Annotated in this window: 28 protein-coding genes and 1 pseudogene; 3 read left to right on the forward strand and 26 right to left on the reverse strand. The window is 36.3% G+C overall.

Annotated elements, in window-relative coordinates:
- Positions 1–18 precede the first annotated feature (18 nt).
- The 3 genes from cysQ to DW121_RS13145 form a co-directional block, all read right to left on the reverse strand.
- Positions 19–834 (reverse strand): 3'(2'),5'-bisphosphate nucleotidase CysQ, encoded by an 816-nt coding sequence (gene cysQ, locus DW121_RS13135; protein WP_117712612.1) that lies wholly within the window; start codon positions 832–834, stop codon positions 19–21.
- Between the two features lie 248 nt (positions 835–1,082).
- Entirely contained in the window at positions 1,083–1,586 is a 504-nt protein-coding gene (locus DW121_RS13140; protein WP_117712621.1) for an SPOR domain-containing protein, read from the reverse strand.
- Positions 1,587–1,635: 49 nt separating this feature from the next.
- Entirely contained in the window at positions 1,636–2,088 is a 453-nt protein-coding gene (locus DW121_RS13145) for a lipocalin-like domain-containing protein (protein WP_117712623.1), read from the reverse strand.
- A gap of 201 nt (positions 2,089–2,289) precedes the next feature.
- Between DW121_RS13145 and DW121_RS13155 the strand changes: the two genes are divergently transcribed.
- From DW121_RS13155 to DW121_RS13165, 3 genes are read left to right on the forward strand one after another with little or no spacing between them, the layout of a single operon-like run.
- Positions 2,290–2,499: a YtxH domain-containing protein gene (locus DW121_RS13155; protein ID WP_117712625.1), complete on the forward strand. Its 210-nt coding sequence runs from the start codon at positions 2,290–2,292 to the stop codon at positions 2,497–2,499.
- Between the two features lie 29 nt (positions 2,500–2,528).
- Positions 2,529–2,891, forward strand: coding sequence for a phage holin family protein (locus DW121_RS13160; RefSeq protein WP_117712627.1), 363 nt, complete (start codon positions 2,529–2,531; stop codon positions 2,889–2,891).
- Between the two features lie 6 nt (positions 2,892–2,897).
- Positions 2,898–3,164: a hypothetical protein gene (locus DW121_RS13165; RefSeq protein ID WP_118324018.1), complete on the forward strand. Its 267-nt coding sequence runs from the start codon at positions 2,898–2,900 to the stop codon at positions 3,162–3,164.
- On the opposite strand, the gene DW121_RS15625 is transcribed toward DW121_RS13165, so the two are convergent.
- The 23 genes and pseudogenes from DW121_RS15625 to DW121_RS13275 all read right to left on the reverse strand — a co-directional run bounded on the left by DW121_RS15625 (position 3,161) and on the right by DW121_RS13275 (position 23,389).
- Positions 3,161–3,256, reverse strand: coding sequence for a smalltalk protein (locus tag DW121_RS15625; protein ID WP_158573930.1), 96 nt, complete (start codon positions 3,254–3,256; stop codon positions 3,161–3,163). The two genes, DW121_RS13165 and DW121_RS15625, sit on opposite strands and share 4 nt — an antisense overlap.
- 65 nt (positions 3,257–3,321) lie before the next feature.
- Positions 3,322–3,810, reverse strand: coding sequence for an HU family DNA-binding protein (locus tag DW121_RS13170; protein ID WP_118324019.1), 489 nt, complete (start codon positions 3,808–3,810; stop codon positions 3,322–3,324).
- A gap of 489 nt (positions 3,811–4,299) precedes the next feature.
- Entirely contained in the window at positions 4,300–5,433 is a 1,134-nt protein-coding gene (locus DW121_RS13175; RefSeq protein ID WP_118324020.1) for an OmpA family protein, read from the reverse strand.
- Between the two features lie 215 nt (positions 5,434–5,648).
- Entirely contained in the window at positions 5,649–5,876 is a 228-nt protein-coding gene (locus DW121_RS13180) for a hypothetical protein (protein WP_187120039.1), read from the reverse strand.
- Positions 5,873–6,628, reverse strand: coding sequence for a glycosyltransferase family 2 protein (locus DW121_RS13185; RefSeq protein ID WP_118324021.1), 756 nt, complete (start codon positions 6,626–6,628; stop codon positions 5,873–5,875). The genes DW121_RS13180 and DW121_RS13185 overlap by 4 nt, the downstream gene beginning before the upstream one ends.
- A complete protein-coding gene (locus DW121_RS13190; protein WP_118324022.1) occupies positions 6,628–7,704 on the reverse strand; it encodes a glycosyltransferase family 4 protein in 1,077 nt (358 codons plus the stop codon). Before DW121_RS13190 ends, DW121_RS13185 begins: the two co-directional genes overlap by 1 nt.
- Before the next feature lie 17 nt (positions 7,705–7,721).
- Positions 7,722–8,972, reverse strand: a complete 1,251-nt coding sequence (locus tag DW121_RS13195; RefSeq protein WP_118324023.1) for an HAD-IIIA family hydrolase — start codon at positions 8,970–8,972, stop codon at positions 7,722–7,724.
- The gene (locus tag DW121_RS13200) at positions 8,969–9,577 is read right to left on the reverse strand and encodes an SIS domain-containing protein (RefSeq protein ID WP_233555814.1); all 609 of its coding nucleotides are present in this window, start codon (positions 9,575–9,577) and stop codon (positions 8,969–8,971) included. Before DW121_RS13200 ends, DW121_RS13195 begins: the two co-directional genes overlap by 4 nt.
- The gene (locus tag DW121_RS13205) at positions 9,574–10,635 is read right to left on the reverse strand and encodes an acyltransferase family protein (RefSeq protein WP_118324024.1); all 1,062 of its coding nucleotides are present in this window, start codon (positions 10,633–10,635) and stop codon (positions 9,574–9,576) included. The genes DW121_RS13200 and DW121_RS13205 overlap by 4 nt, the downstream gene beginning before the upstream one ends.
- The gene (locus tag DW121_RS13210) at positions 10,617–11,651 is read right to left on the reverse strand and encodes a dehydrogenase (RefSeq protein WP_118324025.1); all 1,035 of its coding nucleotides are present in this window, start codon (positions 11,649–11,651) and stop codon (positions 10,617–10,619) included. Before DW121_RS13210 ends, DW121_RS13205 begins: the two co-directional genes overlap by 19 nt.
- Complete coding sequence (locus DW121_RS13215) at positions 11,648–12,712, reverse strand: glycosyltransferase (protein WP_118324026.1); 1,065 nt, start codon at positions 12,710–12,712, stop codon at positions 11,648–11,650. The genes DW121_RS13210 and DW121_RS13215 overlap by 4 nt, the downstream gene beginning before the upstream one ends.
- Entirely contained in the window at positions 12,709–13,668 is a 960-nt protein-coding gene (locus DW121_RS13220) for an EpsG family protein (protein WP_158573929.1), read from the reverse strand. Before DW121_RS13220 ends, DW121_RS13215 begins: the two co-directional genes overlap by 4 nt.
- A 92-nt stretch (positions 13,669–13,760) precedes the next feature.
- Positions 13,761–14,861, reverse strand: coding sequence for a glycosyltransferase family 4 protein (locus tag DW121_RS13225; protein WP_118324028.1), 1,101 nt, complete (start codon positions 14,859–14,861; stop codon positions 13,761–13,763).
- 26 nt (positions 14,862–14,887) lie between these two features.
- Complete coding sequence (locus tag DW121_RS13230) at positions 14,888–15,829, reverse strand: glycosyltransferase family 8 protein (RefSeq protein WP_118324029.1); 942 nt, start codon at positions 15,827–15,829, stop codon at positions 14,888–14,890.
- On the reverse strand, positions 15,817–16,800 hold the full coding sequence (locus DW121_RS13235) for a glycosyltransferase family 2 protein (protein WP_118324030.1): 984 nt from the start codon (positions 16,798–16,800) through the stop codon (positions 15,817–15,819). Before DW121_RS13235 ends, DW121_RS13230 begins: the two co-directional genes overlap by 13 nt.
- A 30-nt stretch (positions 16,801–16,830) precedes the next feature.
- Positions 16,831–17,820, reverse strand: coding sequence for a glycosyltransferase family 92 protein (locus DW121_RS13240; RefSeq protein ID WP_118324031.1), 990 nt, complete (start codon positions 17,818–17,820; stop codon positions 16,831–16,833).
- 80 nt (positions 17,821–17,900) lie between these two features.
- Entirely contained in the window at positions 17,901–18,230 is a 330-nt protein-coding gene (locus tag DW121_RS13245) for a type II toxin-antitoxin system RelE/ParE family toxin (RefSeq protein ID WP_118324032.1), read from the reverse strand.
- Positions 18,221–18,451, reverse strand: a complete 231-nt coding sequence (locus tag DW121_RS13250) for a hypothetical protein (RefSeq protein ID WP_118324033.1) — start codon at positions 18,449–18,451, stop codon at positions 18,221–18,223. Before DW121_RS13250 ends, DW121_RS13245 begins: the two co-directional genes overlap by 10 nt.
- Before the next feature lie 52 nt (positions 18,452–18,503).
- On the reverse strand, positions 18,504–19,445 hold the full coding sequence (locus DW121_RS13255) for a UDP-glucuronic acid decarboxylase family protein (RefSeq protein WP_187120040.1): 942 nt from the start codon (positions 19,443–19,445) through the stop codon (positions 18,504–18,506).
- 11 nt (positions 19,446–19,456) lie between these two features.
- A complete protein-coding gene (locus DW121_RS13260; protein ID WP_118324035.1) occupies positions 19,457–20,773 on the reverse strand; it encodes a UDP-glucose dehydrogenase family protein in 1,317 nt (438 codons plus the stop codon).
- Between the two features lie 21 nt (positions 20,774–20,794).
- A complete protein-coding gene (locus DW121_RS13265; protein WP_118324036.1) occupies positions 20,795–21,181 on the reverse strand; it encodes a hypothetical protein in 387 nt (128 codons plus the stop codon).
- Positions 21,182–21,184: 3 nt separating this feature from the next.
- Positions 21,185–21,945, reverse strand: a pseudogene (locus tag DW121_RS13270) (UDP-galactopyranose mutase).
- The gene (locus tag DW121_RS13275) at positions 21,938–23,389 is read right to left on the reverse strand and encodes a flippase (protein ID WP_118324037.1); all 1,452 of its coding nucleotides are present in this window, start codon (positions 23,387–23,389) and stop codon (positions 21,938–21,940) included. Before DW121_RS13275 ends, DW121_RS13270 begins: the two are co-directional and overlap by 8 nt.
- Positions 23,390–23,473: the final 84 nt, after the last annotated feature.

Below are 23,473 nucleotides of genomic sequence, written 5' to 3' on the forward strand. Positions count from 1 at the left end.
ATATCTACGAGTCGTTATTTAATTACGCCTGGGCTCTACTATAAACCAGGGATTCAACAAATCTTCTTTATTATACCGTAAAGGCTCTTCCTTTCCGGCTTGATACACTTCCATACCGGCAGCACGTGCAATGGCGTGCCCGGCGGCTGTATCCCACTCCATTGTCGGAGCAAAACGGGGATATACATCCGCTTTACCTTCCGCAACCAGACATATTTTGATAGAACTCCCGCTGGAAACCAATTCTACATCCGTATGACAACGCTTCATCTTTTCAATGTAGTCTTCGGTCTCGGAAGAAAGATGTGAACGGGACGCCACAATCACAAACTTATCATGTTTCTCCTGAACCGGCAAACAAACAGCCTTTGCCATTAACTCCTCCAACGACATACCACCGCGAGTTGTAATATCAGCCAGTTTATACGCTCCTAAACATTCTTCTGCAAAATAGAGTTCCTTCTTTACCGGAAGATAGATAACCCCCATTACCGGAATGGAATTGTGCACTAAAGCAATATTAACCGTAAACTCTCCATTTCGTTTTATGAACTCTTTCGTACCGTCCAGCGGGTCCACAATCCATAAAGTAGTCCACATACGCCTTTCCGTGTAGGGCAAATGCTTTCCTTCTTCGCTCAATAACGGATAAGGAGTATTACGCAGATAACCGGCAATCGTTTCATGCGCCTTTTTATCAGCAATCGTCAAAGGAGAATTATCCGCTTTCCTTTCTACCTGAAAGTCTGACGCCGGATCGTTGTAAATAGAAAGAATATCTTTGCCCGCACACAGTGCTGCATCAATCGCGTCAAGTATATATCGTCGTTCCATATTGTATTCTAAAAATATACAAGGTGCAAAATTAAAAACTTTTCTACCGCCAAAAGTTTTTAATTTTGTTTTATAACTTCTTTTAAACGAAAAAGAGAAATTTATAAGTACTTTTCACAATCTTAGAAACCGATGTTTCATAATCATTTCCAGCGGATTATAAAAAAAGGCAGTAACTTCCCAGTTACTGCCCTATCTTGAAAGGAGGAAAATACCCCTTTCTTATGAATTACCAAAAAGAATTCAAATTAATTAATGCGGTACAGCAGCCAAGCGCCCTGGAAATCCTGACGGTTAGGGTATTTAGCTTTGAAAGCGTCACGAGCATTGGCTGCCGAGTTTCTGTCTGCATATGTGCTTACAATCACACGATACATCGCTGCTTCTGCATTAAATGCAATAACCGCATTGTAGCCTTCCTTATCCAAGAAGTTCTTCAGGTTTTCCGCATTCGCTTTTACGCCGAAGCTACCGCATACAACGCTATAATCCTTCAGCCCGTCAACGCCCGATACTACCGTCACCTTTTCCTGACGAATTGTGCCTACCGGTGCACTTTCCACCACCTTAGCCTCTACAGGAGCGCTAACTACAGGAGCAACCTCCTCTACCGGTGCGGCAGTCTGCGGCTCTGCCAGTTCCTGTTGTTTAGCTTTTTCATATGCTTTCTTATAAGCGCTTTCACTTGACTTACAAGAAGAGAATGCCAGTACAATACATACTCCCATTCCTAACACTGCCAGTTTTTTCATCTTTTTCTTTTATTTTTTGTTAGTAACTATGTCTATTCTCAAATTACACTCAATACTTACGAAAAACATATTTAGTTCCTTCATAGTTCAATCGCATCTTCTTGCCTGTCAGTTCTTCCACCTTAAACGTCCTTTCTCCGGTATCTCCCCAGCCAAAGAATTTCTTATAGCTTTCCGAATTCACCAACTCCTCATGCGCAGCCTCGTTTCCGGAACTGTTATCCGGCCACAAAGTTATAGAAATTTCATCATCTTTCAACTTATAATAACCATAAAAACCTTCATAGTTTCCATTTTCATTCATACAATATGCCAGAAAACTACCTTTTTGAAAACCATAGAAAATACTGTCTACTTTCTGTACTTTACCGTCAGAATACTGATATTCGCGCAACTGCCATTTTCCTACCCAGTCAGAACCTCCGTCATTCATGCAAGACGTCAGTCCCGGTGCTATACACATCAAAAGTAATAGTATTGTCCCGTTCAGCAATTTTTTCATATACCACTTTTTTATTTAGGGAACAAAAGTACGCCGAACCGCTTATCTTCCCCCCTCCAATGCCGTTAAATATAATTAAAATCTACATTTTGTCGTTTTTCATGGCACATATTTCTAAAAAACAAGAATTATTGAACAATCATTCAAAATATTTTGTTAGCTTTGTCATATTAGACTTAATAAAAAGAAAGGAGTATTATTATGAAAGGATTAAATGTTTTAGCAGCGTTTTTAGGTGGTGCAGCAGTGGGCGCAGCCATCGGTGTTTTGTTTGCCCCGGAAAAAGGTGAAGATACGCGTCATAAGATTGCAGAAATCCTTCGCAAGAAAGGTATCCGGTTGAACCGTAATGAAATGGAAAACCTCGTTGATGAGATTGCCGCAGAAATTAAAGGCGAAGCAAACGAATAAATCAAACCACATTTCAAAACAAAGCCACTATGTTTGCAGATGACAACAGTATTGAGAATATCCAGCAGCTATTTTTCGATTTCAAGAAATATCTGGAACTACAAAAAAAATACACCCAGCTGGAAGTAGCGGAAAAGCTGACCATATTGCTTTCCACACTTATACTCGTGTTACTGGTCGTCATCCTCGGCATGGTGGCTTTGTTCTATCTATCCTTTACCCTGGCCTATATATTAGACCCCATAGTAGGCGGATTAATGGTGAGTTTTGCCATGATAAGTTGTTTCCACATCCTATTGATTGCACTAATCGTCATATTCCGCAAGAAATTCATTATTAATCCAATGACCAAATTCATTGCAGGATTATTCATAGATAACGACAAGAACTAAAATATCATGGATATGAATGAAACTTCCAAGACAGAGATTCTCACATTAGAAGACCTTCAACGCCAAAGAGCCGAAGCCTTAGAAGAGTTGCGTGCCCAAAAGCAGGTCATGTCCGATACCGCCCGTAGTTTATTCGCCCCTATTGCTCCTGCAGCAGACAAAGGAACAGCTGTCATGCGGGCATTTAATACCGGCATGGCAATATTCGACGGAGTAATGCTTGGAATAAAGTTGATGAGAAAAGTCAGAAAAATATTCAGACCAAGAGGTTAAATTCCTATCACTTGTCCGCCAATCACACCTGCAATAGCGCCTGCCACTGCAATAATCACTTTCAGAATCTTATCCCAAACCGATACTTTGATACTCATAATTTTCATTTTTTAATCATTAAACACTAATAACTCATTACTATCATACTTTACACGACTTATCCCAGCGGATTATCTTTCTCTCCGTCATCAGGTAATCCATCATTACCACCGGAGGAGCTGCCATCAGTTGCCGTTTCCATACATTTCTCAAATTCTACTCCTTGCAATAAAGCACGGGTAGTACCCATAGCAGCGGGACGCGTATATTCCGGAGTAAACTGGCAACGTAACGCTGTCACCTGACTCGGATTTACATCTTCCGCTTTCTCCGTACCCTTACCTCGTGTACGAGCCTTCATGGTAAATGTACCCAAACCATTCAACCGCACCGTACGGCTATTTAGCAGATACATCCGCATTGTCGACATCAAGTTTCGGATTACATTCTGCACATCACCCGGCGTCAATGAAGATTTCTCGGCAATATTCTCTGCCAATAACTGCGTATCTACCGTTTTTCCCACTTTTTTCAGGCTCAAGTGCCATGTCTTCACACCTTCTTTTGTTGCAATTTGCGACTGTCTCGCATAATAAAATAGAGGCATATTATCTCTCCTTTACATTTTAAATTAAACATCTTTTTTAAAATCTCATTTCGTTGATCAACGATGCAAAGGTGAGAATATATACAGGCATAAACAAAGAAAACAGCCCCGCTGGAGCTGTTTTCTGAAAATGATTTATAATATGCTTATTTACTATCTGTTATATACTTCCGGTTTTACAGTTCATCTACCACATAACGTTCTATATTGCGCGTCTCCTTACTAAAGGGAACCAAAAAATTCAAGAAGCCATAACGAACTTCATCATTGGGAAACTTCAATGTGTAAAGTCTGTATGCCTATAGGCAATTTACGCATTTGTTCCATTCTATTTTTTTAGAAGCTATATGTAAATATACAGTTTTTCATTTACAAGCTCTGAAACAATTAATAAAACCAGCCGGAATTACTTTTTTTAAAGTGATTCCGGCTGGTTACACATCAAAAGGATATTGATTCTTAAATTTGTTATTAGTTCAATCCAACAGATTAGTCCTCATTGATTGTACAGATGCTAACACGATTCCAGTCAGCTTCTTCAAACATATTACCTACACCCTGACCTTCCGCAGTGATGCGATTTGCAGCAATCTTGTATCTATTGATAAGCAAATTCTTAACAGATTCTGCACGTTGCTTGGCAATACGGGCGTTCACATCGGCATTTCCTTCCGGCGAAGCGTAACCTTTGATAGATACGGTTGCATTTTTATGATTCTTCAGATAAGTAGCGATACGTTCTACGTTAGGAGTTTGTGAAGACTCTACAGAAGTTCCGCCCTGACGGAATGTTACAACTGATTCCAAAGTTTTCTTGTTATTGGTAACAGTTTCCGTAATTACTTTCGGAGCCTGGTTCTTGCAATCATTCAGAGCGGTTTCCAGCTCTGCAGCTTTTTGGTTGACATCTTTCAGTGCTGCCGCATTGTTGTTAGCCTCTTGGCGCAAGTTGTTAATCTGCTCATTCAGAGCATCTATTTCCGATTGATTATACGGCTTCACGAAAGTAAAGTAACGCTTACCGTTACTGCAATTGAAGTGATACTTCAGTCCGGCTGTAAACTCCCAAGCTGCACGATTGGCGTTGAAACATACATTATCTGTTCCATCCGCACTCATGTCATACACTAAAGCAGGTTTGAAAGCCAAAGTCCACGCCTTTTCTTCACCCAGATTAAAGTTAAAGTTAAGACCCAATTTGCTTGACATACTGTTAAGATCACTTGCACCGTTTACGGCATAATGCAACCAACCGATACCGGCAACAGTTTCTACTTCAAAGAATCTTGGAGCGCCTGTATAACCACAGAACAGGTTATTCAGATTCAATGTGCTCAGTAAGCTCAGATTAGTGTTATCAAATGCTGTTTGGCTTGAAGTAGTGTTTATGCTTGTCATCGCTTCAAAACCCAATCCTAATACCGGAGTAACTTGTTTATTCAAGCCCACTCCTAATACAGCTCTCATGTCTTTGAAAAAAGCACTGTGAGTAAGAGGAGTAGTTCCACCTGCATTAAAACCTACTGACCAATTGTCTGTAAATTTGTTCCCTACTACAGCTTTCTGTGCATTAGCTGCTACAACAGCCATACATAATGCAATACTTACAATAATTTTTCTCATGTCTGTTTATTCTTTAAAATTCGGGGCGCAAAAGTAGGAATAAAGCAACATAATAACCAATATTTAAGACTTAAAGCTAACTAAAAGAACAATTTTTCCTACTAATAGAGCAAAGCATCAGTTTTATTATTCTATTAAATAAAAACAGCCGGAACCACTTAAAAAGCAATTCCGGCTGCGCCTAAAACAAATAACCGCTGTTATCTGTCATTTATTCAACTTCCCTTTTTACAAACTATCAATGGAGCACCCAATTCTTCACGTTCTACCACTTCAAGAAAACCACTCTGTTCCAATTCAAATAAGGCAGGATATACACGGAGTTTATCAGCACCTGAACACTGAAAAATATCTTCTACACTAACTCTTTCGGAAAAAGAATTTATATAGTCAATGATTTTTCGGGTATCAATAAGTTTATAATTAACACCTATACTTATCATTTTAAATATTTAATAACTCCTTTCAATGTAAACACAAACATAAAATAAAGAGCTGGTACTTTTTTTACTCCTTCTATACGTCGTAAAACATACCATTGCCCTTTAAACATAGCAAGTTTATTACTAGAACGACTATTCTGCGCTTCACGATACAATGCATGTACTTTACCTGTATTATAAGCAGTACATCCTTTTCGTAAAATTTCAAGCCAAAAGCCATAATCCTCTTTGGGAATAGACTTAAAACGGGTATCTCCAATTAATTCACGAGTTAAAAGGACTGTTAAACAAGGTATAGAACAACTTTCAAGAATATCCCAATAAGAGGAAGACAAACGTACTCTCACAATTCGTCCTGCCCTTTTCCCATCCCACGAGATCTTTTCATAATCAGAATAAACGAAAGACAAATTATACTTTTCTAGATAGACATATTGTTCTTGCAATTTATTAGGGAACCAACTATCATCACTGTCAAGAAATGCAATGTATTTACCATGAGCATATTCAATTCCCAAATTCCTTGGCAAAGCTGGTGAACCGGATTTCTTTCCCGTTCTATAATATTTGATTCTGTTATCAATAGAACAATACTTCTGAATAATTGCAGCTGAGTTATCTGTAGAACAATCATCTATTATTAACATTTCCCAATTAGAATATGATTGAGAAATAACAGATTCTATGGTTCCTGCAATATAAGAAGCCGCGTTGTAACAAGGAGTTATGACAGAAATGAGCGCCTCTTTCATTATACTTTATATAATTCCTCCCACATACCCATTATTTTCTCAATCGAAAAGATTGTTACCTTATCATACGCATTATTCCCTATCTTTTTCCGTAATGCTTCATTTGTAATCAAGAGTTCAATACTTTCAGTTAAAGCAACTTCATTTTGATTCTCCACTAATAAACCATCATCCCCATCAGCAATAATATCAGAAGGACCATTAGGACAATCAAAACTAACACAGGGAACCCCCTGCGACATTGCTTCAACCAATACCATACCAAAACCTTCGAATCTCGATGATAATACAAAGAAGGCAGCTTCCCTCATTTTCTCATAAACTTTATCAGTAGTCCCTTTCAAGATGAATACTTCTTTTAAACCAGATTCATTAATTTTATTCTGCAAACTCTCTTTTAACGTACCTTCCCCATATATTTCAAGAATCCAATCCGGAAATTTCTTATGTACTTTAGCAAACACACGAATCAATGTGTCATATCCTTTTTGATACTCCAAGCGACCTACAGATATTATTTTTTTATTTTGCAATGGTGCATGATATCGAGCGGATAATACAACCGGATTAGGAATTGTTTTAACATTGGAAAGATGACATAAGAATTTCTGCCGATCTTTCTCCGTTAATACAACTACAGCTCTAAATTTTCGATAAATCAAAATACGAAGAGAACGAATCAATTTATTATAATAGCCATAATAAACCTGCTCTTCAGAAATTATTTTATACGTAGGTACTCCAGCCAAATATAGAGTAAAAGCATTAGGAAAAGCTTGTGAAACAATAATATCAAATGTATTCTTTTTAAAGAAGTACTTCACCTTCTTTAAATTTTTTAATTGTAACCACAATCGATGAAAGGACGCAGGAACTCCATCATAAGGAGTATCTGACAAATAGACAATTTTTAAATTCTTTGGAAATCTATAATGAGGAACATTAAATGTTTTATACTGAGAAACAAGCGTTATCTCTAATTCTGGATTTTTAATTTGCTCCGTAATTAGCAATGACAAAACACGTTCAATTCCTCCTTTCAATGTAATATCTGTATAAAAATAGCATAATTTCATAATATCATTTTTTATATTTACAACAAACTACTAAGTTGTTTCAATAACGAATCAGGTTCATTCTGTATTATTTTATATAAACCTCTTATGCCTGCATTTTGCCCCGCCTGTATATCTGTTTCACTATCTCCAACCAAATAAGATTGAGACAAATCAATATTCCAATCTTTAGCAGCCTGTAATATCATTCCCGGTTTGGGTTTCCGACAATTGCAAACAACCTTATATTCTTTACGTTCCTCAGGATAACCACTATCCGGATGATGAGGACAATAATAAATAGCATCCAGATAAGCATGTTCCTTGCCCAACAGGGTCTCCAATGTAGCATGTATAGTATCCAATTCTTCGAGTGTACACATATTACGTGCTATCACCGGTTGATTGGTTATAACAATAGCAAGATATCCTTTCTGATTTATTAAACGAATTGCCTCCGCTGCACCCCGTATCAGTTCCAATTGTTCCGCTCTGTGCAGAAACTTTACTTCTTTGTTTATCACTCCATCTCTATCCAAAAAGACTGCCGCACGAGGATATTTTTTATTCAGACGAGTTACCTTGCCATTAATTACATCCCGGCAAACTTTCTCATAGCGATCTGGAGTGCCCATATCTTTTATATATTCAGCAGAAACATAACCATACATACGCATGCCTTCAGCCAAACATTTAGGAAATACATGTTTCTCAAAATTCACTTTCTGATCCTTAGGAACATAATCAATTACGCGGGGAGAAAGTATGAACAAAGAAGCATTTACCAGATTACGACTAATAAAATTATCCGGATGAGGTTTCAGATGTAACTGAATCAAACGGTTGTTACTATCTATTTCCACAATATCTGAATCATAAGGATGGTCATTAGGGTGTACAAAAAGAGTAGCTTCCGACTGATGTTCCTTATGGAATTTCAGCATTTCATCCAATGCTATATCCATGATCGTATCTCCATAGAACACAAAGAAATCTTCTGTAAGCAAATATTGAATTACGGGCATAGCGCCAGCTGTGCCTAAAGGCATCTCTTCATGGTAATAAATAATGCTAACTCCCCACTTAGATCCATCACCAAAATATTCCTTAATTACATTTCCTAAATGACCAATTATAAATATAAATTCTGTAAAACCATATCTTTTAGCCAATTCAACTTGATACTCCAATATGGGCTTACTATTTACCGGTATCATCGCTTTAGGTATTTCACTGTTTACAGAAGCAATACGCGTACCTTGCCCTCCGGCTATTATCACGATTTTCATTGCTTTTCTTCCTGTTTAGTTCCAAAAATAGTAGACTCTACTATTTCACAAATAATATGTCCCAATGTAATATGGGCTTCTTGAATTCTAGGTGTATCATTTGATGGTATGACTAAACTATAATCAGCCATATCTCTCATTCTACCGCCATCATGCCCTGTAAAGGCGATGGTAGTTATACCTTTCTCCCTACATATATCAAAGGCATTTATAATATTATTCGAATTACCCGAAGTCGAAATTCCTATCAACATGTCTCCCTTACGCCCTATCCCTGTTATCAGACGGGAATAAATCACATCATAAGAATAATCATTAGCAACCGCCGTCAAATAAGAAGTATTACAATGCAATGCCTCCGCAGGAAGTCCCGGACGATCAATATAGAAACGACCGGAAAACTCAGCAGCTAAATGTTGTGCATCAGCAGCACTACCACCATTACCACAAAAATAAACTTTGCAACCATTATTAAAGGTTGTCACAATTTTCTCAGCGATTACCAATAATGTAGACAGTAAATCTTTATCGGCATTAATTGATTGTATCGTATACAAATGAGTTTGCAAACGATGCATGATTAAATCAGTATTTTTCATTTTCATATTTTATTTCTTAAATATTTACCAAACAGAAGTGGAAAACGGGGGAGCATCAACTTTATAACAAAAACTATTGGGATAAATAAAAGAAAGGAAAAAACAATAGTAAAAATAATTGCCAGATAATCGTTCTTTATGAAAGACCAAAGATCAAAAGTTCTTCTAAACAAGGAATAGGAGACGAGAAGAAGCCAATGAAAGAATATAATAAACAATGTATTGCGAGAAATCAATCGTATCAGACCATTCTTATCAAAACTCTGAGATATAAATAATATAGTCAAACTGCCAGTAATTCCTCCCACAAAAAACAACAAAATATTACAACCGACCCCTGGTCCATTCATCTGAGCCGGTCCATTCAAACATAATACTACATAGGTAAGACAGAACATAAAAATGGATAAAATGGCATTACTGTTTTTACCCCCAAATATATTAATATTTTTCAATAGAAAACCTACCGAAAAAAATGGTATAGCCAACAATGTAGAGTCCAAATTGCAATATAAATCAATCTTATAATGTTGTAATAAAGAAATGATAATAATAGAAATAACATTAATCATCATCATACTTTTTCTATAAACAGGAACAATGACAAACAACAATTTCAACTGAATAATACAAACAAAAAACCAGCAAGGAAGGCATGAATAATAAGAATATGGCGTTTCGTAACCATCTCCCATAATTATTCCTAAAAATAAACGCCCCAATGTCTCCTGTATACCATGTCCATTTTTTATGGCATCTATATAAAAACTTAGAGGAAAAAAGCATAAAGAATAAAGTAAATAAGGAATTACCAAAGTATACAAAAGAGATCGTAAAAAAAATCTATTACAGTTTTTTTTCTGAAATAAATAACCGGAGAGTAAGAAAAAAAGCGGCATATGAAAAGTGTAAATAAAATCATAACAAATATGGCCTATTTCCCGTTCTATACAAGTAGCCTGAATGGCATGTCCCAATACAACCAGCCAAATACCAATTGCTTTAGCCCAATCCAACCACACAAACTCTTTTCTTTCAACTATATTCACTCCTCGGTCGACCATGTCGTTAAACCCTGTTCTACAAACTCCACTTTATATATTTTTCCACTATATTTTTCTTCCAAAGCCTTTGCCACAACATATTTCACTGTGCCCGGACAATAAAAGAACATAAAACCTCCACCACCAGCACCTGAAATCTTACCTCCCAAAGCTCCATGAAGGATTGCAGTTTCGTACATTTCATCTATTTCAGGGGTGGAAATAGACTTTGCCATCTGCTTTTTGTATTCCCAACTATCATTCAAGGCTATTCCCAGTTCATTCAATTCATTCTTTAACAATAAATTTTTTATCCGGTAAGCTTCACTTTTCACTTTGTGCATGGCCTCAATGGAAGATTCTTTCTTCTTCACTACATTTCGGGACTGCTCCTCTATAATTCGGGATGATTTACGACGAGTATCAGTAAAATAAAGTAAAGTATTATGTCCCCATTCGTTCAGTATTTCCCGATGAATTCGCAGAGGATTCACTATAACCTTATTATCCGCATAAAACTCCATAAAATTCACGCCACCAAATGTCGCAGCGTATTGATCCTGTTTTCCTCCAGCCATTTGCAACTCCTTACGTTCTATATCATAAGCATACTGAGCTATGTCATATTCACCCAAAGGAAGTTTCAACCATTCTTTAAAAGCACCAATTATAGAAACAGCCACTGTAGAAGAAGTTCCCAAACCAGAACCAGAAGGAACATCCATATAAGTCGTCAATTCAAAAGAGAGAGGTACATTCCGATTAAAGCGCCTCACAATAGAATTATAAATACCACGTTGAAGCAACAATTGCCCCTCTAAAGGCAACTCTTCCGACAGTTCCAATGTCTCTGTTATTCCCTCATTTATATGTTTAAAGATTATCTTTCCATTATTCAACGGCTTTATCGTTGCATATGAATAGAGATTAACTGTTACATTCAAAATTGCTCCTCCATATATATCCGAATAAGGGGAGACATCAGTACCACCGCCAGCAATACCTAAACGAAAGGGTGCTTTACTACGAAAAATCATTTTAATAGTTTATCAATGAATAATTTATACTTTTGAAAAATAGCACTATAGGAGTAGAGTTTATGAAAAATATAATAACTGTACTCATTAAAATATTTTATATCGGCTACATTAATCGCATCTATAAATTCTTGTGTACTGTTACATAAAGCACCTACTGAAGAATAATCTACCTCAATACCTTCAAATGCCTCCGAGGTACCAAAAATAGTTTTTCCATACTTCAACGCTTCAATTGTTTTTGTTTTCATTCCAGAGCCTGAAAATATTGGAGATACTACACAAGACGCATTTTTATAAAATGGTAATAAACTTTCTACCCTTCCTTTTAAAAAAACATTATTGGGCAATTTCCTCTGTTCAAACGATGAACAACAAGTGCCCACTACCCAAAAATCCATCTTAATGAATGGAGCAACATTTTTAATAAACCAGTCTACACCTTCTATATTAGCATAAAAATCGGAGCCGACAAAAAGACAATATGGATGTGATTTCACCTGATTTACATCACATCGCATCTCTCCTTCATCCTCCATACCAATAGGTAAAATAAGGTCAACATCTCGGTTGTATAATTTTTTCACTCCCTCTGCATCCCGACTATTCAATGCAATTGTAACATCACTATAAAAAGTAGTTTTTCGTTCACAATAAAAAATATACTTTGCAACCATCCAATCTGCTACATTTTTGGAGAATTGGTATTTTCCCAAATAATAGTAATAATCTACATTATGAAAATAGGTATGAATCCGACATCCCGTTTTCTTCAAAGGTTCCAAATAATTAAATGATAAAGCCCCATTTATAAAAGCTATATCAAATTTATAATTCATACATAGCCTTCTAAACTCTCTATCATTTTGTAAAGATGAATAATATCCACTTAATGATAATAGATTATATAACAATCTCCATCTTGAAGGCTGATACATTTTAAATATTATTACATTTTCCTTTCCAAACACATTACAGCACATATCCAAATTACGTTGGATACCAATCTGTCCACCATTATCTGTAGAATTAACTACATTATAAAAAAATAAAACCATCATTTAAAATGCGGATGTTCCAAATCCACCTCAAAAATAGACTGATAAGGAATAAACGGAGACTTATCCTGTTTTTGTGAAATATATAAAATTGCAAAAAAGAAAGTCATCAGGACCAACATTGACAATATTCTTAATTTACCGCTACATTTAGATAATATCTGTGGTATCATGAAGAGAAACAGCACATAAAAATAAGATGAAATCCTACCTCCTAGATGTCCGCCAAATAAAAAAGGGAAAAAGAAAGCCGGAAACAAGGCTATAAAAAATCGTTTATTCTCTTCTATCAGATGCCTGTTATAAGAAAACAAAAACAGAAATATATACAACATGATATAAAAGTACCTTAGTAAGGTCCCTCCTTCCAATTCATTCTCATTTTTCAAATAAAAAGCATATAAATCATTATCTAACAATACAGAAATGATAATCTGAAAAAAGAAGGTAAAACAGATCATTCCCACCAGTATCATTCGCCATGAGCAATAATGATATATAAAATAAACCGGTAACATAATAAGTGCCGATGAATGGAATAATGATGCCAAAACACAAGTCACTACATAAAAAAACATTTTCTTTTCCTGCATATATACTACTGCCCACATTATTATAGCTATAGCAACAGCCTGTCTAATGGTGCTGAATGAATCTAATAAAAATAAAAAAACATACGTCCAAAACGCCAACTGAAAATGTCCGGTTTTTGAACAGGCCCAAAATGCAAGAAAATAAGTAGGTATTCCAAATAAAACAAAAAGTAACCACGGTTCCCCAATATATCTCACGATTTTTACTATACACTGTGCCAAAGGCTCAATCCGTTCAAACTCAAGTCGATCAAAAGAAGGGCCTATTAAACTGTAATAATTAGGATAATCATATCCAATATCAAACCTGAATACAGAAATACAAAACAAAATTATACAAGGGTATGCCAATAGTATTTTCTTCAAATATTTGTTTTGCCATTTACAATCAGAAAACGTAAAACAAACAAAAAAAGATATTACTAAAATAATATAGAAAAGCATACCTACAAATAATATCAATAATTATAAATGAAATTACAAATTTGTTGGCCTACTATCTCTGAAGAATATTTTACTAACAACTTTCTCCTAATCTCTTTCAGACATTCTTTAGCAGGAGGATTGGTTAGCACAGTGAGTATCTTGTTTGACAGTTCCTCGTCATCCATAGGATTTTTATATGAATTTAGTAATCCCATAGTAACCTCTTCCAGAGAATCAGCCAATGAGGTTATTACAGGGACCTCTAATATGGCAGCCTCCAATGGCGGAGAACCAAATCCTTCTCTTATAGAAGGAAAAACAAATAAATCTGCTCTTTTATACCAAGCAGTCAGTTCGTCTTCTGAGCATGACTCCACCAAGATTATTTGCTCAGATAAACCTTGATTTTCAATATATGGGAAAAGAGTATTTTCCCAATAAGAATTCGTTTTACCTATTATTACCAGTTTCCTATTTTCTATCTTATTTCTAATCCTATTAAAGGCTTTCAATAAAGTAAGTACATTTTTCTTGCCTGATAATCTACCAACATATAGTATATAACGATAAGCAATTTGCAAGTCTACAGAACTTTTCTCATTCACAGAAACTGAATTTCCCAATGGAAACACCCGTCCTTCCAATTCCGGATAAAAAGACAATATTTGATTTTTAGAGAACTCGGAAATAGTGACAATCGCATCTGAATTTTTCACAACTGTATCATCCCATATCTTTGGCAAGATTTTTGATATTCCTTTTAAATCTACCTGTAATTGCAAATCATGAATTGTAGTAATTTTTTTCACTTTGGTCTTCAAACAGTTAATAGAACCTCCATAAGGGCAAAAAACAATATCACAACCAGAGCAATTTACTGTTTTTGGGAACTCAAACATACACCATAAAGTTCTTATAACAGGAATTTTTAATAAGCCTCTTCTACCTATTACGATTGTATCAAATTGAGGATACCATGTTTTTATTTGCCTTGCTGATGCAACATTAAGTAATAATTTAAAGTTTCCATATTGATTACTTGATACAACATAATCCAATATGCGATAAGCATATTTAGCTACTCCAGTATACAGGTCCAGACGAATAAAAGATAAATCAAAAAGAATTTTCATTTTGAAGATTTTCTTACTGGATAATATTAAACTCTATACAATGATTTTCCCAACTTTGTTTTTGATAAAAAAAACTTTTTTATCAAATATCTTATTTCTATATTTATAGCTGCTAAGCACTTGTGTTTATACACAGCCTTTCCTTCCTTCCATGGAGACAAGACCCGATAACTCCAATATTCTTCTTTATAAGGATTATGACACTCTTTAAACCAAGGTTTCAATGCTCCGGTATAATGTATTATATAAGGTTTTACTAATGCATTTTCTAACTCCTCTTTATACGCCGGATTTATCCACGGTTCTCTAAACAGAAAAGAATCCATGACATTCCATTTCACCGGTATTCTTTTAATTTTACCATGATAAATAGCATTGATAATATCTTGATCATGGAAGACTATGCGTTCTCTAAAATTTTGGCAGTAATATTCATATTGATTTCTAAACTGCATTTCTCGTAAATAAATCAAATTATAAAGCAAAACACCTGCATTATAATAAGAATCACTTAACGGATAACACAGACGTTTAGTGAATTCATCTATTTGTATAAAAGCATCTTCTGCAGCGGCAAAAGCAAACCCACCAATATCAACAGACCACAATTCATAGAGATTATCCCTGACTATTATATCACAATCCAAATAGAGAATCTTTTCTACACTATCTGGAATTACTTGAGGTATTAATAGTCTATAATAAGTGGCTAAACTATTATTATCAGCATCCCCCATATAAGGAAGATCCTTGAAGAGATTCATATCAATATCCACTATATGGATTTCTTGACAATATTGTTCAGATAATACATCGAATTTCCTCCTGTTTTCCTCATCAATAAAGTCTGTCAGGATATAGATTTCTATCTCATGGCTTTTATTATTTTCAAGCACAGAAGTCAACATTGTACCGCAGTGAACTGCATAGCCATTGTCGCATGAACAGGTAATTATCATTTTATCCATAAGAAATATCTATTTTTTTGAAAGAAACGGTAAGCCTTCGCAATGATATTAAAAACAGATTTATATCTTCGGAAAGCAATCCACAACAAAATTTTTCGGGAAATAGAAACAGGTAAATATTTCAATGACGAACTATTATTAACTTCTGGCCAGCATTCATAAAATGCCGAATGAAGTCCATTTGTACACCATTCCCATTTTATTTGTAATTTTGATATTAAGATATCCTCATCATATTTATTGTCAAATTTTTGATGAATAAAGTCAAAAATCCACGGATATGCAATCATATGCAATTTGATAGTCTTTTCTACTTTTGAAAAACTTGTTGCTCCTTGTCCTTCACATCTATAATGATATAGAGGCTCAGCAATATAAGAATATTTATTCCCGTAATATAAAACTTGACAAGCTCTTACAGCATCCTCAACATATTCACATTGTAAATACTGCATATGCTGATAAACATGAAAATGTACTAATGTAGCCCAAGAGTAAGCAGCATACTTTCCTCTTATCCACGCCCCCATACGTTCTTCATACCCTCCTTCATAATGACTGATTCCCAATTTCCTATTTGAATATTTTTCTATGTAATGATCACAACATACTACATCTGCATCCGTCTCTTTCGCCTTCAAATATAACTTTTCATACATATCAAGTTCTACCCAGTCATCTGGATCACAAGATATCAGATATTCTCCTGTTGCATTAGTAAATGCTGTTTTCAGAGCTCCTGATAGAGTTTGGTTTTCATTATGATGAATAATCTTTGTTTGCGATATTCGATTAGGATAACCTGTAAGAACTTCTTTTAATCTTCCAATGCTGTTATCCGGAGTACAATCATCAACAAAAATATATTCTATGTCATCAAGTGTCTGTTCAAATAAAGAACGTAAACATCGTTCTATATAATTTTCCACATTATATATAGGTACACAGATAGAAACTTTCGGCCTTTTCATTTTTACTTATTTGAAATACATATTTCTATGCTAAATTTTATTCATTCTCATTTTTAAAGGCATTAGAAATCTCTGTATAGAATATTCACGAGTTGTACAAAATAATTCATAAGGAGTAATTCTATCATACTCATAATAGTCCGATACATTATCTGGTCCGGCAAATCCTCGTTTGAAGCATTTATCGTACCTATCTTTAAACCCTCTTATGTAATAATGATTAATTTGAGCAGAAACATCATGTACCCAAAAAGGATATGACATATAATTAAAATTTTTTCTGTTATTTACCGCAGGAATGCGAACTGTTACACTACCTATCTTCAATTGTGCTTTAATCGCATGTCCACTTGGATGTGGGAAGTAAAAATTATTATTTACAATAGATTTTCCAAAATCACATAGATGCTCCCAGCAAGAAGTATATTCTTCTATGACTAAACTTCCTGGAATATGATCCATTTTTCCTGAAGCGCCAAAATGTTTCCAATATAAATAAACACTAGGGTATTTTTCATATTCAAGTAGCCAATCTTTTATTTTATCACATTTTTTCAGATTAATGAATTCATCCAAATCAATAATTGCAACCCAATGAGCCTCGTTTTTAAATCTACGTAAACAATCCGTATAGGCTCTATCTTGCGCATTGTCATTACCTTGAATAGGCCAATCTATTAATGTAACAATATCTTTTTCCACATACGGTCGTAACACCTCTTTATAATTATCATTCGAAAAATTGTTATAGAGATAAAAGTGTTCAATACCAATCAACAAATGATACTCAATCCACTCTTTCATAAAAAGAGCTTCATTCTTAAATATTGCACACACTGCCACCTCATATTTAAAACTAATTTTACGGAGCCTTATTGCTAATACAAATTTATAAATAGGCGATAATAATATCCAATAGCAGAAGCGTATCAACGAACGTAACTTCTTTTTATATGGCTTCTGAGGCTTGAAATATTTATAAAATTTCCAAACCTCTCCCCACATATAGGTAAACTTCATAATATTATGATTATATGTTAATAATTAGACACTCAAACCAAGGTCTATTTTTCAAGGAAGCATATACCCTAACTTACTAATTACAACAAACCGTTTGCTTTCAATATATCAGCAAGTATCCGTTGAATATTCTCCGGAGATTGCTTTGAATTAAAAATAGAAAGGATAATAACCCTATTCTCAAATAGGATATAATAAATAACATTGGGAGTATTTACTAAATAACGAATTTCAATCGAAGAAAAACGGAAATCACGCATTCCCATATAGGGAAAAGAAGACAACAAATAAACATGAGACATTATCTTCTGCCTGACCTGTATAGAAACAGAAGAACCAAACAAGTCGTCCACTCTATTTAAAAGAGAAATCAAATCTTCAGTAGCGGAAGGTAACCAGGCTATTTCCATCCCATCCGCTCATTAATTAACTCCTCAACTTGTTCGTGAGGAATACATCGACCTGCCTTACATTCAGTAACAGCATATTCGGCTAGTTTCCGCATCAAGTCTACAGGAATAGATGCGATGAAATCATCCACACTACGACAAGATGATTCATACATCATCGCAGGCTCATTCACGGATTGAGATTCCGGATTTTGATCTTTATATGGCTTGATTTCACGCATTATGTCTTAAATTTCTTCAAAGGTAAATCGAAATATCGGAAACTCCTAATACTTATTTACTTATTTTTTCTGCAAAGTAAGCTATGGTCTTTTTCAATCCGTCTTCTAACTTTATCCGAGGTTCCCAGCCGTTCAGCTTTTCCTTGGCCAGACTGATATCCGGTCTTCTTTGCTTAGGATCATCACTCGGTAATGGCCGAAAAACAATTTTTGACTTGGAATTGGTCAAGTCTATCACTTTTTCCGCAAGCTCCAACATAGTAAATTCACCCGGATTACCCGTATTCACAGGGCCTATGAAACTGTCATCAGTAGCCATCATCCGTACCATCGCCTCTATCAAGTCATCCACATACTGGAAACTCCGGGTTTGATGACCATCACCATAAATGGTTATATCCTCGCCTTTCAAAGCCTGTACGATGAAGTTGGATACCACACGCCCGTCATTAGGATCCATCCTTGGACCGTATGTGTTGAAGATACGGATTATCTTGATACGGACGCCGTTTTGACGATGATAGTCCATGAACAAAGTTTCAGACGCACGCTTACCTTCATCATAGCAGGAACGGATACCGTTTGGATTGACATTGCCCCAATAGCTTTCTACCTGAGGGTGTACGGCCGGATCGCCATAGACTTCACTCGTAGAAGCCTGCAAAATTTTGGCCTTGGTACGTTTTGCCAATCCCAGCATATTCATTGCCCCATAAATGGAAGTCTTCATCGTCTTTATCGGATTGTACTGATAATAGGGAGGAGAAGCGGGGCATGCAAGATTATAGATTTCATCTACTTCGGCAAAATAAGGAGTAGTCACGTCATGACGAACCAATTCAAAATTATGGTTGTCTAGTAAATGATGAACATTGTCCTTACTGCCGGTAAAATAATTATCCAGACAGATTACGTCGCTCCCTTCTGCCAGAAGACGCTCACAAAGATTGGAGCCGATGAAACCGGCTCCGCCTGTCACCAATATTCTTTTCATTTTTATAGAATTTATTCTTGACCAATACGTGAATAAGTGAACCCCATTTCCTGTAGCTCCTCACCATCGTAGATGTTACGCCCATCCACCACTACATGGCTATTCATCGCTTTATGGATAATTGCCCAACTTGGCATCCGAAACTGTTTCCATTCGGTCATCAGAGCCACCGCATCCGCATCAATAACAGCTTCATACATATCTTTACAATAAATGATTGTATCACCGATACGGCGCTTTGTTTCTTCAATGGCTATCGGATCAAAAGCTTTGACTTTAGCACCCGCTTTCAGTAACTCATTAATCACCACCAGAGCAGGAGCTTCTCGCATATCATCCGTTTCAGGCTTAAAAGAGAGCCCCCAAAGAGCGATTGTTTTACCTTTCAAATTACCGTTGAAAGCTTTATTTAATTTTTCAAAAACGATGTATTTCTGCTTTTCATTCACAGCCTCTACCGCTTCAATAACTTGCATATGATAACCGTTCTCGATGCCTGTATGGACCAAAGCTTTCACGTCTTTTGGAAAACAGGAACCGCCATAGCCGCAACCGGCATAAAGGAAACGGCTGCCAATGCGGGAATCCGTTCCCATGCCTTTACGAACATTATCCACATTAGCTCCTACCCTCTCACATAGATTAGCAATGTCATTCATGAAGCTGATGCGTGTAGCCAGCATGGCATTGGCAGCATATTTCGTCATTTCTGCAGAAGGAACATCCATCATCAAGATAGGATAACCGTTTAGTGTAAAGGGACGATACAACTTTTCCATCAGTTTGCGGGCACGGTCACTTTCCACACCCACTACAACACGGTCCGGAGCCATGAAATCCTTGATAGCGGCTCCTTCTTTTAAAAATTCAGGATTGGAAGCCACGTCAAATTCAATATCCACTCCCCGTTTGTCAAGTTCTTCTTGAACGGTAGTACGTACTTTCTTCGCCGTCCCTACAGGAACGGTACTCTTTGTAACCAATACCACATGCTTGTTTATGTTACGCCCTACTGTACGAGCCACTTCTAACACATACTTCAAATCCGCGCTTCCATCCTCATCAGGAGGAGTACCCACTGCACTGAAAATAATCTCCACTTCATCCAGACAGGAAGCCAAATCGGTAGTGAAATGAAGTCGTCCAGCCTTGACATTACGTTCAACAAGTTCGTCCAATCCCGGCTCATAAATAGGCATAACACCTTCCTTCAATTTCTGAATTTTCTTTTCGTCAATGTCTACACAAGTGACGTTAATTCCCATTTCGGAGAAACACGCTCCGGATACCAAACCGACATAGCCGGTACCAACAATTGCAATATTCATACGTTGTTTATTATGATTTAATTATTCTTTGATTTTAAAAAGTCCCCGAAGGCTATCCTGCAAGGGGTCGGAAATCCAAAAGACGTTCTGTTGTTCCATATTAGTGTCACCGTAACCAATAACTGCTGAGGTGTACATGGGATATGAAGCCCCCTTGCTGTAATTGTTTTTCCAATGAAAAGCACGAATGTTCAATGGGTTATTCCATAACCTCTCAGGGACTCCCAACTGCCTCAATTTAAAGGTCGGATAAATATGGTCTATCTCCCAACCGAACATACTTTCATGTTTGTTAAAATCAGCATAGGCTATCCAAGCTCCACAGGCATCCTGTCGGATACGAGAAGCGTCATAACCCTTGACAGCACAAGCCGCCTGCCAAGCTATATCCTTCAAATTATCTGCCATTGTTTACAATTTCATATTCAGCACCTTCTCTATAATCTGGTGCATATCATAATATTTATACTCAGCCAGACGACTGCCAAAAATCACATTCATATTTTGATCAGCCAACCTCTTATATTGACTGTACACAGACATATTCTTCCCGTCATTTATCGGGTAATAAGGCTCGCAGTTCTCATTCCACTCCTGTGGATACTCCCTAGTAATCACTATTTTGGGTTGCTCTCCAAACTCAAAATATTTATGCTCTATAATACGTGTGTACAGATGTTCGGTATCGGTATAATTTACTGCTATATTCCCCTGATAGGTGGGAATATCCAAAACTTCCTCTTCAAAACGTAAGCTACGACATTCCAGTTTTCCAAATCGATAATTGTAATATCCGTCTATTTTACCTGTAAATACAATCTTGTCCGCTAATCGTTCAAACGCCGTCCTGTCCTTGAAAGAATCGGTGTCCAGCCGGACTTCAATATTTTTCAGCAATCCGTCTACCCATCTGTTGTATCCACCTACCGAATGCCCCTGATAAATGTCATTGAAGTAATTATTGTCATAACAGAAACGAACGGGCAAACGGCGGATGATAAAAGCCAGCAAGTCTGTACATTTATATTCTCTATATTTTCACAATACAGGTTACCTCCCCTATGGGAACGTTTGTCTATCACCAACACACACTTTCCCTGCAGTTTTGCCCTGTAAGCAAACATGGCACCGAACAAGCCGGCACCGACAATCAAATAATCGAATTCAGGCATTCCTATGAATTTTACGGTTTAATATATTGTGGAACTGGCAGACCAGCGGGTCTTTTCTTTTAGATAGAATGGTTATATAGAGTATAATCGATAATACTACTCCAATGAAGCAATACGTCACTTCTCCAAAATCCGGAAGTAACAAAAACAACAAGAAAACAGTCATAGCGAAAGTCGCTATGTAATAGGTACAATTTTGCCTTGAAAAGAAACGTACAGGCATATATTTCCAACCTAGAACAATCATCAAAGTTGTTACGACAAACTCAGCTATGCTTGTAGCAATTCCCGCCCCGTATTGACCGTATGAAGGTATCAGAGCCCAATTCAAAGAAAAATTCATAATAGCACCACCTAAAGTTGCCAATATCACCAGTTTTTCTTTTCCCAAAGAATACAGAATTTGCATTCCTATGATACCGGACATGGCAATAAACAATATGATAGGTGACATAATCTGTAAAGTCAAAATAGACGGTTCAAAATTTTCACCACAAAATAAATGGATTAATGGCGAAGCCATAAATATCAGACCGACTGTTAGCGGTAAACTTGTAGCAAGAACCAAACTGATAGCTTTGTCTGAAAGATTTTTAAAATCAACCATTTGATTGGTACTGACCAAATTAGAAAAACGGGGTAATAATACCGTACCTAAAGACTGAACCACCCCCAATATGGATTTTGTTATTCGGGTAGCCGCCGCATAATAACCGACTGCCACCTCATTTTTCAAAAAGCCGAGCATTACTGTGTCCAAGCCTACATAAATACTGATAACCATACTTAACAAGAATATTTTCAAAGCAGGCTTGAAATGTCGCATAGGATGTAATGTATGTACGTTCAGGTATCTGTATGCTAAAAACTTTCTCAGCCTGATGAAATTAAAGACATTGCCTCCTGCTTCGGCCACCACAGAAATAGCGGCATAATAAAACAAATCGGATTTGTCCTTAACAAAGAGGAACAAAGCCAGCAACGAAAAAGTACGAACAATCAATGTACGTATCGTGATGTATTTAAAATCTTCAATTCCCTGATAGAACCATAATGCACCTATGGCCGTAAAAAATAAATTAGTACTTAACAGTAGGAATAAAGGAATATCAGCTTGTACCTTAGCAACTGTAGTTATCAATACAAATACAATAATATAGCCTGCCAAGGTCAGTAGAGAATGTAACAGTAATATTTCAACAGCTGTCCTGCCACATTGTATCTTGTCATCTCGTACACGGGCTATTTCACGAATTGCGTACAAAGGAATACCCAATGATGTACAAAGAGAAATATAACCGATTATTCCCTGAAAGAATTGTACTTGACCTATTCCATCTGCCAATAATATACGGGAAGCATAAGGAAAAGTAACCAGAGGAAACAGTAAGCCTGAAATGGTATTTATCAGGTTCAAGGCAAAATTCCGTTTGATAGAAGACATTAAGGGCGTACAGGATTTTATTCGTAACAAACAAATGTTTTATTTTTTATCTCTCAAATAATCCCACCACAGATTCAGCCCTAT

Source organism: Bacteroides sp. AM10-21B (assembly GCF_003472565.1).
Lineage (GTDB): Bacteria > Bacteroidota > Bacteroidia > Bacteroidales > Bacteroidaceae > Bacteroides > Bacteroides propionicigenes.